Raw genomic sequence first — 16,202 nt, forward strand, 5'->3', positions numbered from 1 at the left:
TTGTATGAGTGATATGCATTGTTTTTATTTCTTATTCGAAATAGAGATTTTATTGTTTTTTTAATCCTATAAAAATCTGTTTATTTGAATATTATTTGAAGGTTTATTTATTTCGCTTTTATTTATAAGAGTTCCGTTTTTTAAAAGGTTATCTACACCCAAAACGTTAATTTTTCCGAAAACTTTAGAACGAGCTTTTGCTTTCTTTTTCGTATATTTTATAAAAGAGAAAAGAAATTGGATTCATGATTGGAAAAGGAGCGAATAAGCATGGAAATCAAACAACTAACCAGACGACAACTATTTACGATGAAGAACAGAAAGAACCTTGAGACGAAAGTACGCAAGTTTTGGGAAGCAACTAAAAATGCGGATTTAGTAGTGGAATATATCGTAGCGATTATTGTAAGAAATGCGCTAGTGGCAAGCGATTTTTCGCTGCCGTGTCAAGATGTTGTGCGGGACCTGCTTTTTCAAGCCGAACCAAGCGAGACACTAAGAAAATTCAGTCCATTTTTCAAGGACTATCTGGATGAGAACGAATGGATCAGCGTCATCAAGCGGTTGTTCAAAAATGAAAATGCGTATTATAAAGCGACTAAAAAGATGCGAATACACGAAAATTCTCTGAAAAATCGAGGCAGTGCTGCGCTTGCCGATAACTATGATAGTTACACTTTGGTTTCTATTTTTGAAGATACCAATGGGAAAAAACACACCTGGAAATTAAGAGATGCCAACCCGGGCAATACCCTTGAAGAAACCAAACGAATCCTCAACATTTTAACGACCTTGACGATTTTTCAAAAGGGCGATGTGCGCCAATTTGCCAAATTTTTGGATTGTGAGTTTAAAGGAACCACGACGCTTTATAGTACGAAACAACCGAAAGAGCAGCTGGAGTCTGTCCAAAATTCGATGGCAGAACCATCAAAAATGAAGGCGGATACAAGTGTTGAGCGTGTTTTGATAGATGGTTTTGACCTCTCTGCGTTGACTAAGGGAGAGCTTATCATGTTACTTAAAGGGATTTTTGAGGAAGCTGAGGCGGCTATGTTGGAGGAAACTTCTGATGAGCCAGAAAAAGGCTTTGAAAAATTGCCGGCAGATCTGCCTATTGGCAATAAGAAGAATATAGAATCAAGGATTGTTCCAGAGGAAAAAGGAAATCAGCAACAGGAATCATTATCAACGTTAGCAAAACCGAAAAATGATCTGATCCCATCTCTGGCAGCAGGGGCTATTCTTGAAGAAGGTACAGAAAAGCCGCCAAAGGTTGACACGCCTGCTAAGCCAAATGGGAAAAAGCTTTCCAAAAAAGACCGGAAACTTTTGGAAAAATTTAATCAAGGGAAAAAGAAACCTTGGAAATAAAGATTAAATTCTTTGTAAAGCAAGGCTTTATTTGTCATGGATTCAGAACTTGCAAAGAATGCCTCTTATTGGAATAATGATGTAGTTTAGTTATTGAGTTATAAGTCCAATTAGTTAGATAGGAAAACCTTAGAAGCACTTCTGCGGAATTTCGCAGTTTTCTCTAAGGTTTTTTGTGCTGAAATGATTTATATAATAGTGTGTTTAAAAGAATTGAGCTATAAACCGCTGGAGTATTTTGAGATAATCAAGTAGTTAGCAATTATAGTCATGGTCAGCAGTTAAGAGAGGTGAGCTTAAACATTTACAACGAAAACTGCAGGATATATCCTGCAATTTTTCTGTCACTACAAATCATTGAAAGAATCTTTTCGCTCAATAATAAGATCATTTGCTTCAAAAACTCCAATTAATAGAGAACAGACTCTTTTTTTTCAATTAGCTTTCAACATTACTTTAAAAAAATTGCATGATTCATCTTGCAGAATGTTCGGCACCAAGAGCACTTTTTTCATTATATGATTCAGGTAGCAAGAGAGAAAGAAGGGCACAACATGCAATTAGTAAATGGTTATAAGTTGATGGACTATGCGAAAGAAAAGGGATTTGTCTTACCAGCATTCAACACAACTAATTACGAATTAACAGCCGGTATCATTCGAGGCTATCAGGAAAAAGGAATGGGCGGGTATATTGCAATCTCGTCGAGCAACTTAAAACTTTCTAGTCCAAAAATCATTGCGGACATGGTTAAGTCAGCGATGAAAACAGCCTCTGTTCCAGTTGCACTACATTTGGATCATGGGAAAAGCTTTGAGGATGTGAAGGCTTGTATCGAAGCCGGGTTTACTTCGATAATGGTGGATGCTTCTCATTTACCTTTTGAAGAAAATATTGAAGAGGTTAGACGAACGGTTGAGTATTGCCACTTTTATGGCATCCCAGTTGAAGCTGAGCTTGGAGCGATCGGCGGCAAAGAAGACGACCATATATCTGAAGAAGATGCCAAAACGAATCCGGCAGATGTAAAAGAGTTTGTTGAAAGGACTAATTGCGATTTATTGGCAGTTTCGATCGGAAATGTTCATGGAATGGATTTGACACCGAAACTGGATTTTCCATTATTGGAAGAGATCGCGGCTATTTCGTCAGTTCCGTTAGTGCTGCACGGCGGATCAGGAATTCCCTTCGATCAAGTTAGAAGAGCGAAACAAGAGAATCTGATTAAAGTAAATTACGGCTCTGATCTTCGTCAAGCATTTATTCGCACGTTCGGCCAAGCCTATGAGAGTAATCATAATGAATTTGATATTATGTCGCTTTCAAAGTCGGCGATCGAAAATGTCGAAGAACGAGTAAAGGCAATCATCACAGAAGTAAATGAAAAATAATTTTTAAAACAAGGAGGGGGATATCGTGCTAAATAAAAGGCAAAAAGAAATGATTCAAGAATTTGAACGACACAGTCCCTCTTTTTTAACTGCTGACCATTTTGTTGACAAGTTTCATGTGAGTATGCGGACGATTCAATCGGATATCAAAAAAGTCCGCGAGTATTTGGCAGCTGCCGGCTATGCTGAATTGATCTCAGTTGCTTCTAAAGGCAGCCAGCTGATCATAAAAGATTACTCTGGCTTTCAAGCTAACAACCATCAAAAGGCAGTCGTTAGCGAACCCAATCAATCGGACAGAGTAAGAAAATTATGTGTCCTGCTATTAAATCAAAAGAGGCCGATCAATCGACAAAAATTACTTGATCAGCTGTTTATCGCGTCATCGACACTTAATACGGATTTAAAAGCGGCTGACAATTTGCTTAATAATTATCGTTTGAGCGTTGAGCGGAAAAGAAATTCCGGTATTTTTATCCGAGGGAATGAATATGATAAGCGGAAGTGTTTATTGAAGCTGGGGCATTTAGATATCCATCAGGAACAAAGCAATATGGGAACCGAAGAAATGTTTCGGCAAGATATTGAAATGGTCTTAGTTAATATTTTATTGAAGCATCATTTTCATATTTCAGAAACACTTTTTCAAAATCTGATCGTTCATATTGAAATGGCGGTTAAACGAATGAACAGTGGTTTTTATATCGGCTCTGAAGAATTTGAAGGAATTGGAGACTTTGATTCGGAGATGGAAGTATCGGCTGAGATATTTCACCGTCTGGCTGAACGATCTTACTTTAAGGTCTCGCAGGAAGAGATTATCAATCTGGCGATTTATATCAAAGGGAAAAGCGACTATGAGAAGGACGATTATATCTCAGAAGAGGTTAATACCTTCATTCTTCATGCCTTGAAGGAAATCAACGAGAAGTTCGATATTGATTTTCGTCAGGAGATCGATCTAAGAATCTCGTTAGCGCTACATTTAATGCCATTGCTGACTAGGATCGAATACAACATTCAAAACGAGAATCAATTATTGGATCAAATCAAGCAGTCATTTCCTTTAGGTTTTGATATTGCAGCCTACATGTGCCTGCTGCTGCAAAACTCGATCGGAAAGAAAATCGAAGAAGGAGAGATCGCCTACTTGGCTATCTACTTTAACCAATACTTAGCCAAGTACAATGATATTTCCGGCAAGAAACGAATTTTGATCATTACTAGTCTGAAACGCAGTGAAAGTATTCTTCTTAGGCAGCGATTCGCTACCTGGTTTTCGAACGAAATTACGATTCTGACTTTAGTTAATACGCATGAAGTTGTTTCGGTCGATATTGAAGATTACGATGTCATTTTTACAACAGAGCAGACAGAGATCACTGACCAAATGGGTGCTATCTTAATAAGTTTCTTCCCGAGTGAACAGGAGTATTCCAAAATCAAGCTTGCTATTGATGGATTCAACGATAAGTTTGAGATCGTCAATTTGTTTGATGAAGAACTATTTCATTTTGGACATTTCACGAAAAAGCAGGAAGTATTGGATAAAATTTGTTCGATTTCAGTCTCAAAGGTTGGCGATAAAGTATTCCAATTACGAGAGGCTGTTGAATTAAGAGAAGAATTGGGGAGCAGCTATTTTGGAAACAAGATTGCTTTGCCGCATCCGATCAACCCGATTCTCGCTGAAACTTTTGTTTCGGTCATTTTATTGAAAAATGAACTTGATTGGGATTCAGATGGGAACAGAGTCCGATTGGTCATGCTGGTAGCAATTGAAAAGAACAATGCAAAGGTGTTTCAGTTGTGGAATTATTTAGCCAAAATTATTCAGGAAAAAGGCTTTGTTGAACGAGTCGTCAAAGATCCGACATTTGATAATTTTAAGGATAATCTTTCCCAGCTGTTAGACGAATATATTTAGACCATAGTGAAAATAGGAGGATTGAAGATGAAGTATATTTTTGTATCTCATGGTGATCTTGCAAAAAGTATTTTAGGGAGTGCACAGATGATCGTTGGAGAACAAACGAATGTTAAAGCGTTTGGATTGTATCCAAATGATGATATAGGAAGTTTGAAGGATCAAGTCAAAGCAGCTATCGAAGAATTTGGCGGCGGGAATGACATCATTTGTTTTACGGATTTATTTAGCGGCAGTCCGTTCAATGCAGTGGTTGCACTGATGGGAGATTTCCCAATCCGGCATATTACCGGCATGAACCTGCCAATGATATTAGAGGCCTTCATGTCTCGCATGAACGAAGAAAATTCAGCTGAAACGATTTGTGAAAAATTATTGGATGAGGCTCCTACCACTGTAATCGATGTAAATCATTATTTGGCTGTAAATTTGGAAGACTAAAAACACATATTAAAGGAGAGAGAAGCATGAAAAATATCGTATTTGCCAGAGTGGATGATCGCTTAATTCATGGGGAGGTAGTGACAGCTTGGACGCCGACCTACAGTATTAATCATATCGTTATCATTGACGATATCGTAGCCAGTGATCCATTTCAAAAGAGAATATTGAAAGCGTTAGCACCAACGAAAGTCAGAGTAGATGCTTTTACGACAGAAGAAGGCATTGCCGAATTGAAGAAGCCATATAACGAAAAGGAACGGATCTTGTTGTTAACGAAAACACCAATTACGTATGCCAAGCTTGTTGAAGGTGGGATCGAATTACCGCAAGTCAATCTAGGCGGTATGGGTATCCGCGATGAGCGCGAACCTTTTATCAAGAATGTTGCTTGTGATAAAGCAGAGATAGAGGCGATTCGTCAAATGGTGGATAAAGGTGTGCATGTGTTCTACCAGCTAGTACCGGAACAACGTTTGATTGAAATTACTAATTTATTATAAAAAAAGGAGGAAAAATGTATGTCGATTTTTCAAGCATTTCTATGTGGGGTTGTATATTTTCTAGCGATAGGAAATCTGCCCTTCGTCGGGTTGTGGTCGTTGCAGCGGCCGTTGGTGTGCGGACTTATTACAGGAATTATTTTAGGTGATCCAGTGACAGGCGCAATGACTGGTGCTTCAATCAATTTGGTTTATTTAGGCTTTATCTCTGCCGGCGGCTCAATGCCTGCTGACATGGCACTAGCAGGCATTTTAGGAACAGCGTTTGCCATCACTGGCGGACTAGATGCTAAAACAGCTTTATCCGTTGCTGTACCGATCGGATTATTGGGAACAATCGTATGGTATGGTCGCATGACTTTTGGTTCAGTTTTTGTTCACGTAGCAGATAACTATATTGAAAAGGGCGAGTATCATAAAATCTGGCGAGCCAATGTTCTCTTTCCGCAGCTCATGACGGCACTGATCACGATTATTCCCTGCGGATTAGCTGCTTACTTCGGTGCAAGTTATATTTCGGGATTTATCGAGGCATTAAGCGGAACCGCATTGACGATCTTCACGGTTATTGGCGGAATGATGCCGGCTTTAGGGGTAGCGATTACGCTGCAATACATTTTTAAAGGCGAAGCGCGTGTCTTCCTATTCTTAGGTTTTATTCTAGCAACGTATTCTGGCTTGGACCTATTGCCTTTAGGTGTGATTGCTGGATTGACGGCTTTGATCTATGTACAAGCGACAGGCAACAAATCTGATTCAGAGGAGGATGAAATCTATGAGTAAAGAGGCAGAAGGAAGTTTGATTCGTAAAAAAGATCTATTCCGTTCTTGGCTGATCTGGGAAAATCTACCGCAAACCTGCTACAACTACGAGCGAATGATGGGACAAGCGGTTGCGCATGTGTTTGTTCCAATCTCAAAACGACTATACAATGATGATCCGGAAAAGAAAAAGGAAATGATGAAACGCGAGATAGAGTTCTTTAACGTTCACATTGAGTTTGGATCATGTATTATCGGCATGATCATCGCACTGGAAGAACAAAAGGCTAAAGGTGTGGCGATTCCGAGTGAATTTATTACGAGTTTGAAAACATCCTTGATGGGTCCTTTATCAGGGATCGGGGACACGATTTTCCAAGGCGTATTGATTCCGATTCTGTTAGCGATTTGTATTGACTTAACATTAAAAGGCACGATTTGGGGCTCGATTATTTATGCTGTTGCTATTATCGCGATTGCTTGGGGAATGAGTTATGCCAACTTTATGTTTGGGTATCGAGCCGGGGCGGATGCCGTCATGGACTTTCTGGAAAAAGGAATACTAAATAAAGTTTTACGCGGCGCTGAAATCATGGGTTGTATGGTAATGGGCGGCTTGATCTCTAGTTACGTAAAAATGCATGTAGCGTTAAAAATCGTCAGTTCCACTACGACTTTTAAGGTTCAAGAACAATTCTTAGATGCAGTGATGCCAAATATCTTGCCGTTTGCCTTTACGATGTTGATTTATTTGCTAATGAAACGCGGCTGGTCTTCATTGAAGATCATTGGCTTGATCGTAGTTGTCGGGATCGTTACAGGATTCTTTGGAATTTTAGGTTAGGGGCGGAAAAATGAAAGCAATTGTTGAAACTGGTGTTAAGCAGCTGGAAATCCAAGAACTGCCAATGCCTGAGATTAAAGCAGACGAAGTATTGATGAAGGTCCGAGCGAACGGTCTTTGTACCAACGATTTACGGGATTACTTAGGGGATATGAAATACACCTATCCGAGAATCGGCGGTCATGAATTCAGCGGCGAAGTGGTGGAAATCGGCAGTGATGTGAATCCTAAGCATTTTGACGTCGGCGATCATGTGGTGAAATACATTATTCCTGCCTGCGGAGAGTGTCATTATTGTAAAACTGGTCGGGAGAATCTTTGTACTGAAGTGGCGAGTTCGACGACTTTTCAAAATCCTGACGGTATTTCCGGCTTTCTAGGAATGTCACAATACATTGCAGTTAAAAGCCGTGATCTTTACAAATATCCAAAAGATGTACCATTTACTCATAGTGCCTTTACGGAACCTCTGGCTTGTGTGGTAAATAGTATTGAACGAGCGCAGCTGATGTTTGGACAAGATGTGGTAATTATCGGCGGTGGTGTAATGGGATTATTTCATGTGATTTTGGCAAAGCTATCAGGTACTCGCGTAATTGTTAGCGAACCGAACGCCGAACGCCGAAAACTCGCAGAAGAATTAGGAGCGGATGTGACTTTTGATCCGACAAAAGTCGATGCAGTCTCCTTCGTCAAGGAGCAAACAGCAGGGCGCGGGGCGGAAGTTGTCTTCAATACCACAGCACTTCCGCAAATTGCCAAACAGGCGATGGACTTCACTGCGACAGGCGGTCAGACCTTTATGTTTAGTTCGCTGCATCCAAACGATCCTGTACCGACCGATATGGGCGTAGTGCATTCCTATGAAAAACTAATTACGGGAACAGTCAGTCCCAAAATTCCAACCTTTTATCGTTCAGTACAATTGATCGCCAAAAGCATTGTGGATGTGACGCCGTTATTAGCGAAAACCTTTGATTATACTGAGGCAGTGGAAGCATTTGAATATGCGCTGCGGCCGGATACCTTGAAAACCATCATTACCTTTGATTAGTAGAAAGTAGGAACAAAAATGAGTGCATCTGTGTATGTAGGGCTTGATATCGGGACTACGGCGATCAAGGTGGCTGCTGTCACGAAACAATTAAAAACAGTTTTTGAGAAGCAGTATGCGTATGACTACCTGACTCCGCAAAAAGGCTGGACAGAGATTGAACCGGATACGTGGGTCGAAATCGCAGTAAATGGCTTGAGAGAACTGTTCAAAGAACTTCCTGCTGAAACGGTCAAGGGAATCGGAATCACTGGACAGATGCACACGACCGTGTTTGTTAACAAACACGGTTTTTCTGTCCGACCAGCCATTCTGTGGAACGATAATCGAACGAAAGAAAGCATTCCAGAGATTAAGCAAGTCCTCAAAAGTAATGACCAATCGGCTCATATAAGTAAAGTCGTTTCAACTGGCAGCCCCTTAGCCAATTTATTGTGGGTAAGAGAAAATGAACCGCAGCTTTTTGAACAGATTGCTAAGGTTCTGATTGCTAAGGATTATGTGAAATGGAAATTGACGGGAACCTATACAACGGATTATTGTGATGCCTCAACGTCTTCTTTATTTGATTTACATACGGATCATTGGTCCAAAGAGGTTCAAGAGCTGTTTGGACTGGACAGTAAACTGTTCCCAGAGATTCGACCTGGTTCGACAATTGTCGGCGAATTGACAGAAGAACTTTGTAAGGAGCTGAAACTTGAAAAAGCTATTCCAGTCGTATCAGGAACAGGCGATAATGTAGCATCTGCTCTGGTGTCCGGCAGCTTTGAAACGATGCAGCCGCTGATTTCACTTGGAACCTCCGGGGTTGTGGTGATTCCTAATGGTCAGCATCAATTAAAAGCGCGAGGCAAGAATGTTATAGCAAGAATTACTGAAAAGGATAATTCGATCATCACTCAAGGAACTGTTCAAGCCGGTGCTAAAATCAACAACTGGTGGCTGGAAAGAATTCTGCAGACTGATAAATACAGTGAAGAGCAGGAAAAGATTCCAAAAGAACTGCTTGGTGAGAACGAGGTTTTCTTTTTTCCTCACATGAATGGCGAAAAAACATTATTCGCTGAACCTGATTTAAAAGGTGCTTTTATTGGCTTAGGACTGGAAACGGGAAGAACAGAAATATATTTGGCTGTTTTAGAAGGATTGGCTTTCGGTATTCGTCAACTGTTCGAGGCTATGAAAAATGAAAAGCCGCCTGAATATTTCACGATCGTTGGTGGCGGAGCAAAAAGCAAATTATGGATCAAAATATTCGCCAATATTTTAGGGTATCCCATCAAACGCGTGCTGACTTCCCAAGAAGCGGTTCACGGGGCAGCGATCTTAGCAATTATGGGTGTTGAGGAAAACTTCACTTTTCCAAAGAATGACGCTCAACTGCTTCAGCCTGATCCAGTACTTGTTGAGAAATACAATCAGCGCTATAAAAAGTATGTAAAACTGACCCAGCTTTTATTAAGTTTTGGAGGTGACGAGAAATGAAAGAGTGTTTGATTTGCAGTACATCATTAAAACTAATCAAATTCAAATGTGCGGATGGACATGTATGTAAAAGATGTTATGAGAAGGTCAGTATCAATTTCACTCAAACGATCAAAACAAAGACTAAAGAAGAACTTATGGCGATTCTTGAATCCTCGCAAGAAGAGTCAGTTGACTCATCTTTTGAGCTTTCTAGAAAAATAAATCAATTGATTTTCTTTGACGATAAGAATCAACAGATTTGTCTGCCGAATCATAGAAAGTACACGAAAGAGAGTTTGAAGCCGGAAATTTATCCATTTGCAGCGATCTTAAATTGTCAGGTGGTGGAAGAACAAATCGAAAGGCTCGTTAAGAAAAAGAAACAGCAATTAGGCTGCATCAAAGTAGTTTTGACTTTTGAAAAAGATACGCGGGAGATTTGGCTGATTCCTAACTTTATCAATCGAGACAGCATGGCGTATAAAACGATGCGTTCATTAGCAGCTAATATTGTAACCGAAGTCAAACAATCAAAGGAGCTTGCTGTATGTTAGCTAATTTAAAAGAGGTTTTAGTAAAGGCCAGAGAAAAAAATCAAGCAGTGGCGGCCTTCAACGTACCGAATTTAGAAATGGTTCGAGCAGCGATCCAAGCCGCTGAAGAGATGAATATGCCGGTGATTTTGCAGCATGCAGAAGGTCATGGTTCCTTGATCACATTAGAAGAGATCGGACCAATCATGATTCAATACGCTGAACGCAGCACTGTCCCAGTAGTGGTTCATTTGGATCATGGAAAAAGCTTCGAGGCGATTATGCAGGCGATGAAGCTAGGCTTTACATCGGTTATGATCGACGCCTCTGATTTGCCTTTTGAAGAAAATGTGGCACGAACACAAGAAGTGGTAAAGGCGGCTCATAGTTTAGGTGTTAGTGTGGAAGCGGAATTGGGTCATGTTTTTACTTCATCTTTGGGCGGCGGCGAAGGACGTGCACCGGATGACGATCAAATTGGCGATACCGATATCTATACAGATCCAAAGCAGGCTAAAGAATTTGTCGATGCTACAAATGTTGATTGCTTAGCAGTAGCCTTTGGAACAGTTCACGGTATCTACTTGAAAGAGCCAAGATTAGATTTGCAGCGCGTGAAGGAAATCTATGAGGAAGTCAAAATTCCTTTAGTGATGCACGGCGGTTCAGGAGTCCATGCTGAAGATTATCAAGCAGCAATCAAAAATGGCATCACCAAAATTAATTACTATACTTATGCGAATCAAGCAGGAGCCGCTGCACTGATAAAATACTTGAATGAAGAAAAGCAGGACTATTTCTTAGAAGATTGCATTGAGGTAGCGACAGAGGCGTTGAAAGAAGATTATGTACGAGCAATAGAAATTTTTAGTGGACAATAGTATAAATATTTCAGAGGAGTGTGTAGTCGTTGAAAAAGATTACGCACTCTTTTTTGTAATATCTGATTTTAAGCAACAAATTGATTCAAAAGAATTTTTCTCGCTATGTTGGATTTTATTCATTATAATAAGTTAATCATGAGTTTTTGGTAATAAAACCATTAATTGGCAAAGGAGCGATCAAATGAAAATTGAACCATTTAAAGTGGAATTATGGATGAATGAGCATGAGGACAAGGCGATTTATAATACGGGTGAAACATGTGTTGACTCGATTAGTATGGATGAGCTGTTTGAGATTGCTGGACTGGATAAGACTGAAACGTTAAACGAATTGGCACAGAAGCGTCTGACTTACGGACATATTTTTGGCAATCCGCGCTTCAAAAAAGGGATCGCTTCTCTCTATCAAACGATCCAGGAAGAGGATATCACAACGACGCATGGTGCGATTGGTGCAAATCATTTAGCGCTTTACTCACTGGTTGAACCTGAGGATGAAGTAGTTGCCGTTTTGCCGACTTACCAGCAACTTTACTCGATTCCGGCGTCTTTTCGGGCAACAGTTAAACAGCATGTATTGACTCCAGAGAATAATTTTCTGCCGGACTTAGAAGAGGTGCGAAAGCTGGTCACCGAAAAGACCAAACTGATTATTATCAACAATCCCAACAATCCATCTGGCTCATTAATGGATCGAGAAATGTTGGAAGAAATGATTGCGATCGCCAAAGAAGCAGACGCATATATCCTATCTGATGAAACGTATCGCGGACTTACTCAAGCAGAGGTGGAAAGTCCATCGATTGCTGATCTTTACGATAAAGGGATCAGCGTCAGCAGCATGTCCAAGGTCTGGTCGCTGGCTGGTCTGCGTTTAGGCTGGATCGCAACGAAAAACAAGGCAGCGTTAGAGCAGTGTCTGCTTCATCGCGATCACAATACCATTAGCTGCGGCATGATCGATGAGGAATTAGCCGCGATCGCCTTAGAGAATAAAGATAAAATCTTGGCAAGAAATCAGCAAATCATTCGGAAAAATTTGAACATTTTAGATGAATGGATTGCTCAGGAACCGCATATCTCTTATGTAAAACCGCAAGCAGGAACCGTAACACTGCTTTATTATGATTTCGATCGTTCAAGCAGAGAGCTGTGTCTGGATTTGATCAATAACCATGGCTTGCTGTTTACTCCCGGCGATTGTTTTGAGTTCGAATCTTGTGTCCGCATTGGCTATGGCTGCAGTACGGAAGAATTGATCGCTGGCTTGAAGAAGTTTTCTGAATACCTAGCAACCATTTAAATCGCGAAACGTAACGAATCTCAACAAGATCGTTGCGTTTTTTTGAGTGAAAATATCTTGCTGGTTTAACCAATGCTTCCATTATCATTTTTTATTAATGTGCTAACGAACAATAATCTAAAAGCGAGGATAGAGCAGCTATCTTCGCTTTTTCCCATCTCTAGGAAAAAAGTAAGTTTGTGAGTGACACATTGAAATTCCTATAATGAGCATGTAAATAAATGAAAGTGGTGAAGAAAATGAAAAATATCTTGTTAATTTGTGGTTCAGGCGCTTCAAGCGGATTTATGGCGGCGGCGATCCGAAAAGCAGCGAAAAAAAGAAAGGTTGAGGTGACGGTCAAAGCAGCGAGTGAATCGCAGCTGGATGATCGTATTAATGAAATCGATTACTTGTTGATTGGCCCACACTTGTCCTACATGTTGAATGATCTGCAAGAACAAACAAAGGACAAAAATGTTAAAGCCGCAGTTATTCCGCAAGCAGTTTATGGAACGCTGAATGGCGACAAGGCATTGGACTTGATTTTAAAGATGGAGGATTAGTTGATGGATAAAATTATGAATTTCATGACGAATTCTTTTGCACCAAAAGTAAATAAAGTAGTTAAGAATCCTTGGATATCTGCGATTCAAGATTCGATTATGGTAGCTTTACCGTTGGTTTTCGTCGGTTCGTTAGTAACGGTTGTTTCGTTATTAAAAAATATCTTTAGCGGCATGCCTGATTTTTCAATGATTAGTAATTTTTCATTTGGGATGTATGCGCTAGTGGTCGCTTTTTTGATTCCTTATTATTTAATGGAGAAAAAAGGCTATGGCGGTCAGAAACTGATTTCGGGTGCGGCTTCCTTGGTATTATTTATGATGCTTTTGTTTCCAACGATGACAGCAGATGGTGAAGCGGTATTTATTCTTTCTCGCTTTGGTGCTACCGGGATGTTTCTATCGATGATTACTGGTCTATTTGTTGGTTTCGTGATGAATTTTGCAGTGAAATATTCATTCTTTGATGAAGATACACCTATTCCAGATTTTGTTGTAGGTTGGTTCAACAGCTTATTGCCGATTACTTTTGTCTTGCTTGTGGGCTGGCTGATCACCTTCCAATTTAAAATTGATTTCTTTGATGTTGTTTTACTAGTTTTCAGTCCGTTAGCAAGTATTGTTCAATCCTATCCAGGTTTTGTACTATCTGTCTTTATTCCGGTATTTTTGTATACTTTCGGAATTTCTGGTTGGGTAATGATGCCCGTTGTTTATCCAGTTTATATGTCAGGCTTAGCAGCTAATGCTGAAGCGGTTGCTAACGGTGGACAAGCGTTAAATATTGCGACTCAGGAAACGTGCTATGCTTTTTCTTCAATGGGTGGGATCGGAACAACGCTAGCTTTGTCAGTGATGATGCTGCTGTTGAGTAAATCAGCACAATTAAAGGCGATCGGAAAAGCCGTGATCATTCCTTCTATCTTTAATATTAATGAACCGCTGGTGTTTGGGGCACCAATCGCCTTTAATCCATATCTGATGGTGCCAATGTGGATCAATAGTATTATCGTTCCAACGATTGCTTATGTCACGATGTCGTTAGGCTTGGTCAATGTTCCATCCAGCACATTTCTATTATGGTATATGCCGTATCCTTTCACATCTTATTTGGCGACACAGGATTGGCGAGCAATTATCGTTTGTGCGTTGATTTTCGTGATCACTTGGCTGGTATTTTTACCATTCTTTAAAGCATACGATAATTCATTAGTAAAACAAGAAGCGCAAGATGCATTAGAAGAAGCTCAGGCGGAAGCCGTTCATTAAAAGTTTATAGAACAAGTAGTGGGAGGTCACTTTATGGAAGAGACAAAATATTTAGAGGAAAATGATCAATTAAATCAACTATCCATGAACATTTTAGTTCATGCTGGCAATGCGCGAGATCATTTGGTCCATTCGTTAGAAAGTTTAGAGGAGATGGATTTTGAAAAAGCAAAAGAGGAAGTCAAAGCAGCTCGAAAAGAAGTCGTGGTTGCTCACGGATTGCAAACAGATACGCTGCAATTAGAGGCTTCCGGCGAACAGATTCGTTATTCAACATTATTCTGCCATGCGCAGGATACCCTGATGACCGCTCAAAGCGAGATTCTAATTGGTGAGCATTTAGTTCGCTTGTTTGAAAAGTTTAGTAAAAACTAGCTGTTTGACCGACAGACTGAATTAGGAGGAATTTCATTGAAAAATTATCAAATGCCTAAGGACTTTTTATGGGGAGGAGCGATTGCGGCTAACCAAGCCGAAGGAGCTTATAAAGTTGCTGGAAAAGGAATCAGCTTGGCTGACTTGCATAAATATTATCCAGATAAAAGCAACGCTGAAATTGCGGAAGAGCAGCATAAAGGAATGTCTGTTGCAGATGTAAAAGCCAATATGGCTGACACCACTAGTTATTATCCAAAACGTCATGGAATTGACTTTTATCATACGTATGAGTCAGACTTGGAGTTACTCAGCGAAATGGGATTTAAGACTTTTCGGACATCGATTGATTGGACACGTATTTTTCCGACTGGTGATGAAGAGGAGCCAAATGAAGAGGGTTTGGCATACTATGATCGTTTGATCGACAAAATCATCGAATTAGGGATGGAGCCGATTATTACCATCTTGCATTATGAAACACCGGTTGAGATTACGCTGAAGTATGGCGGCTGGAACAATCGTAAAGTAATCGATTTATTTGTTAAATACGGAAAAGTTGTTTTAGAACGCTACCAAGCCAAAGTGAAGTATTGGATCGTAATCAATCAAGTCAATTTGATTCAATTTGAGCCTTTCAATTCAACAGCAATTCCTTATGATACTGTTGATAATTATGAAGAAGCAAGTTTTCAGGCGGTTCATCATCAATTTGTGGCTAGTGCTAAATTAGCTGCTTATGCCAAAACGATCAATCCTGATATGCTGATCGGTACGATGATGGCTGATTGTACGGCGTATCCATACTCTTGTGATCCAGATGATGTGAATTTGGCTTTACGCCGCAACCGAATGCAATATTTCTATACAGATGTTCAATTTCAAGGAAAGTATCCGCAGTATGCGCTGAATTATTTTGCCGAAAATGACATTCATTTAGAAGTTACAGAAGAGGATAAACAATTGTTGAAGGATCACACAATGGATTATCTAGCGCTTTCTTACTACTATTCACAGATGATTGATGCGTCGAAAAATACAATGAGTCCTTCATCGGTTACGCCGAACCCTAATTTAAAGGCCAATCCTTGGGGCTGGGCTGTTGATCCACAAGGGTTATATAACTCATTATCACAATACTGGGATCGCTATCACAAGTCGATTATTATCGCTGAAAATGGTTTTGGCATGTATGACAAATTAGAAGATGGAAAAGTGCATGATGATTATCGCATTTCCTATCTTTCCGAGCACATCGCGCAAATGAAGCGAGCGATGTATGATGGAGCAGATGTCATTGCTTATTGTGCCTGGGGACCAATTGATATTATCAGCTGCTCTTCAGCGCAAATGGAAAAACGCTACGGCTTCATCTATGTTGACCTAGGCAATGAGGGAAAAGGATCTGGTCAACGAATCAAAAAAGACAGTTTTGAGTGGTATAAACAGGTGATTGCCTCAAATGGTGAAACTTTATAATCAATTGAAAAGTTGGTCTTTGTGATCAACTTTTCTTTGAATGGAGGT

At 40.1% G+C, this 16,202-nt stretch carries 16 protein-coding genes; all 16 read left to right on the top strand.

The genetic code is table 11. The annotated features are described in order from the left end of the window. Nucleotides 1-270: 270 nt before the first annotated feature. Nucleotides 271-1,374, top strand: coding sequence for a hypothetical protein (locus A5875_RS02520; RefSeq protein WP_088932145.1), 1,104 nt, complete (start codon nucleotides 271-273; stop codon nucleotides 1,372-1,374). Nucleotides 1,375-1,928: 554 nt separating this feature from the next. Further along, on the top strand, nucleotides 1,929-2,765 hold the full coding sequence (locus tag A5875_RS02525; RefSeq protein WP_088932146.1) for a class II aldolase: 837 nt from the start codon (nucleotides 1,929-1,931) through the stop codon (nucleotides 2,763-2,765). A gap of 25 nt (nucleotides 2,766-2,790) precedes the next feature. Further along, on the top strand, nucleotides 2,791-4,692 hold the full coding sequence (locus tag A5875_RS02530; RefSeq protein WP_088932147.1) for a BglG family transcription antiterminator: 1,902 nt from the start codon (nucleotides 2,791-2,793) through the stop codon (nucleotides 4,690-4,692). Nucleotides 4,693-4,719: 27 nt separating this feature from the next. Further along, nucleotides 4,720-5,133 carry a PTS sugar transporter subunit IIA gene (locus A5875_RS02535; RefSeq protein ID WP_088932148.1) on the top strand — a complete coding sequence of 138 codons (414 nt, stop codon included), beginning with the start codon at nucleotides 4,720-4,722 and terminating at the stop codon, nucleotides 5,131-5,133. Nucleotides 5,134-5,159: 26 nt separating this feature from the next. Beyond that, nucleotides 5,160-5,636: a PTS sugar transporter subunit IIB gene (locus A5875_RS02540; protein WP_088932149.1), complete on the top strand. Its 477-nt coding sequence runs from the start codon at nucleotides 5,160-5,162 to the stop codon at nucleotides 5,634-5,636. 18 nt (nucleotides 5,637-5,654) lie between these two features. Next, nucleotides 5,655-6,419 (top strand): PTS mannose/fructose/sorbose/N-acetylgalactosamine transporter subunit IIC, encoded by a 765-nt coding sequence (locus tag A5875_RS02545; RefSeq protein WP_088932150.1) that lies wholly within the window; start codon nucleotides 5,655-5,657, stop codon nucleotides 6,417-6,419. Then, complete coding sequence (locus A5875_RS02550; RefSeq protein WP_088932151.1) at nucleotides 6,412-7,242, top strand: PTS system mannose/fructose/sorbose family transporter subunit IID; 831 nt, start codon at nucleotides 6,412-6,414, stop codon at nucleotides 7,240-7,242. The genes A5875_RS02545 and A5875_RS02550 overlap by 8 nt, the downstream gene beginning before the upstream one ends. A gap of 10 nt (nucleotides 7,243-7,252) precedes the next feature. Next, nucleotides 7,253-8,296: a zinc-dependent alcohol dehydrogenase gene (locus tag A5875_RS02555; protein ID WP_088932152.1), complete on the top strand. Its 1,044-nt coding sequence runs from the start codon at nucleotides 7,253-7,255 to the stop codon at nucleotides 8,294-8,296. Nucleotides 8,297-8,314: 18 nt separating this feature from the next. Continuing rightward, complete coding sequence (locus A5875_RS02560; protein ID WP_088932153.1) at nucleotides 8,315-9,784, top strand: xylulokinase; 1,470 nt, start codon at nucleotides 8,315-8,317, stop codon at nucleotides 9,782-9,784. After that, nucleotides 9,781-10,320: a hypothetical protein gene (locus tag A5875_RS02565; protein ID WP_088932154.1), complete on the top strand. Its 540-nt coding sequence runs from the start codon at nucleotides 9,781-9,783 to the stop codon at nucleotides 10,318-10,320. The genes A5875_RS02560 and A5875_RS02565 overlap by 4 nt, the downstream gene beginning before the upstream one ends. Beyond that, nucleotides 10,314-11,180, top strand: coding sequence for a class II fructose-bisphosphate aldolase (locus tag A5875_RS02570; RefSeq protein WP_088932155.1), 867 nt, complete (start codon nucleotides 10,314-10,316; stop codon nucleotides 11,178-11,180). Before A5875_RS02565 ends, A5875_RS02570 begins: the two co-directional genes overlap by 7 nt. Nucleotides 11,181-11,364: 184 nt before the next feature. Then, nucleotides 11,365-12,486, top strand: coding sequence for an aminotransferase (locus A5875_RS02575; RefSeq protein WP_088932156.1), 1,122 nt, complete (start codon nucleotides 11,365-11,367; stop codon nucleotides 12,484-12,486). Nucleotides 12,487-12,725: 239 nt separating this feature from the next. Continuing rightward, nucleotides 12,726-13,031 (top strand): PTS sugar transporter subunit IIB, encoded by a 306-nt coding sequence (locus A5875_RS02580; protein WP_088934612.1) that lies wholly within the window; start codon nucleotides 12,726-12,728, stop codon nucleotides 13,029-13,031. A 3-nt stretch (nucleotides 13,032-13,034) separates the two neighbouring features. Beyond that, nucleotides 13,035-14,300, top strand: a complete 1,266-nt coding sequence (locus tag A5875_RS02585; protein ID WP_217809341.1) for a PTS sugar transporter subunit IIC — start codon at nucleotides 13,035-13,037, stop codon at nucleotides 14,298-14,300. A 33-nt stretch (nucleotides 14,301-14,333) separates the two neighbouring features. Further along, on the top strand, nucleotides 14,334-14,675 hold the full coding sequence (locus A5875_RS02590) for a PTS lactose/cellobiose transporter subunit IIA (RefSeq protein WP_088932158.1): 342 nt from the start codon (nucleotides 14,334-14,336) through the stop codon (nucleotides 14,673-14,675). A gap of 36 nt (nucleotides 14,676-14,711) precedes the next feature. Continuing rightward, nucleotides 14,712-16,154, top strand: coding sequence for a glycoside hydrolase family 1 protein (locus A5875_RS02595; RefSeq protein WP_277989411.1), 1,443 nt, complete (start codon nucleotides 14,712-14,714; stop codon nucleotides 16,152-16,154). Nucleotides 16,155-16,202: the final 48 nt, after the last annotated feature.

The sequence above is a fragment of the Enterococcus sp. 3H8_DIV0648 genome (assembly GCF_002140655.1).
GTDB lineage: Bacteria > Bacillota > Bacilli > Lactobacillales > Enterococcaceae > Enterococcus_A > Enterococcus_A hulanensis.

Excerpts from the sequence above, each read along its gene's own strand:
- A5875_RS02520 (WP_088932145.1), top strand. The coding sequence starts at position 271 with ATGGAAATCAAACAACTAACCAGACGACAACTATTTACGATGAAGAAC.
- A5875_RS02525 (WP_088932146.1), top strand. The coding sequence starts at position 1,929 with ATGCAATTAGTAAATGGTTATAAGTTGATGGACTATGCGAAAGAAAAG.
- A5875_RS02535 (WP_088932148.1), top strand. The coding sequence starts at position 4,720 with ATGAAGTATATTTTTGTATCTCATGGTGATCTTGCAAAAAGTATTTTA.
- A5875_RS02540 (WP_088932149.1), top strand. The coding sequence starts at position 5,160 with ATGAAAAATATCGTATTTGCCAGAGTGGATGATCGCTTAATTCATGGG.
- A5875_RS02545 (WP_088932150.1), top strand. The coding sequence starts at position 5,655 with ATGTCGATTTTTCAAGCATTTCTATGTGGGGTTGTATATTTTCTAGCG.
- A5875_RS02550 (WP_088932151.1), top strand. The coding sequence starts at position 6,412 with ATGAGTAAAGAGGCAGAAGGAAGTTTGATTCGTAAAAAAGATCTATTC.
- A5875_RS02555 (WP_088932152.1), top strand. The coding sequence starts at position 7,253 with ATGAAAGCAATTGTTGAAACTGGTGTTAAGCAGCTGGAAATCCAAGAA.
- A5875_RS02560 (WP_088932153.1), top strand. The coding sequence starts at position 8,315 with ATGAGTGCATCTGTGTATGTAGGGCTTGATATCGGGACTACGGCGATC.
- A5875_RS02565 (WP_088932154.1), top strand. The coding sequence starts at position 9,781 with ATGAAAGAGTGTTTGATTTGCAGTACATCATTAAAACTAATCAAATTC.
- A5875_RS02570 (WP_088932155.1), top strand. The coding sequence starts at position 10,314 with ATGTTAGCTAATTTAAAAGAGGTTTTAGTAAAGGCCAGAGAAAAAAAT.
- A5875_RS02575 (WP_088932156.1), top strand. The coding sequence starts at position 11,365 with ATGAAAATTGAACCATTTAAAGTGGAATTATGGATGAATGAGCATGAG.
- A5875_RS02580 (WP_088934612.1), top strand. The coding sequence starts at position 12,726 with ATGAAAAATATCTTGTTAATTTGTGGTTCAGGCGCTTCAAGCGGATTT.
- A5875_RS02585 (WP_217809341.1), top strand. The coding sequence starts at position 13,035 with ATGGATAAAATTATGAATTTCATGACGAATTCTTTTGCACCAAAAGTA.
- A5875_RS02590 (WP_088932158.1), top strand. The coding sequence starts at position 14,334 with ATGGAAGAGACAAAATATTTAGAGGAAAATGATCAATTAAATCAACTA.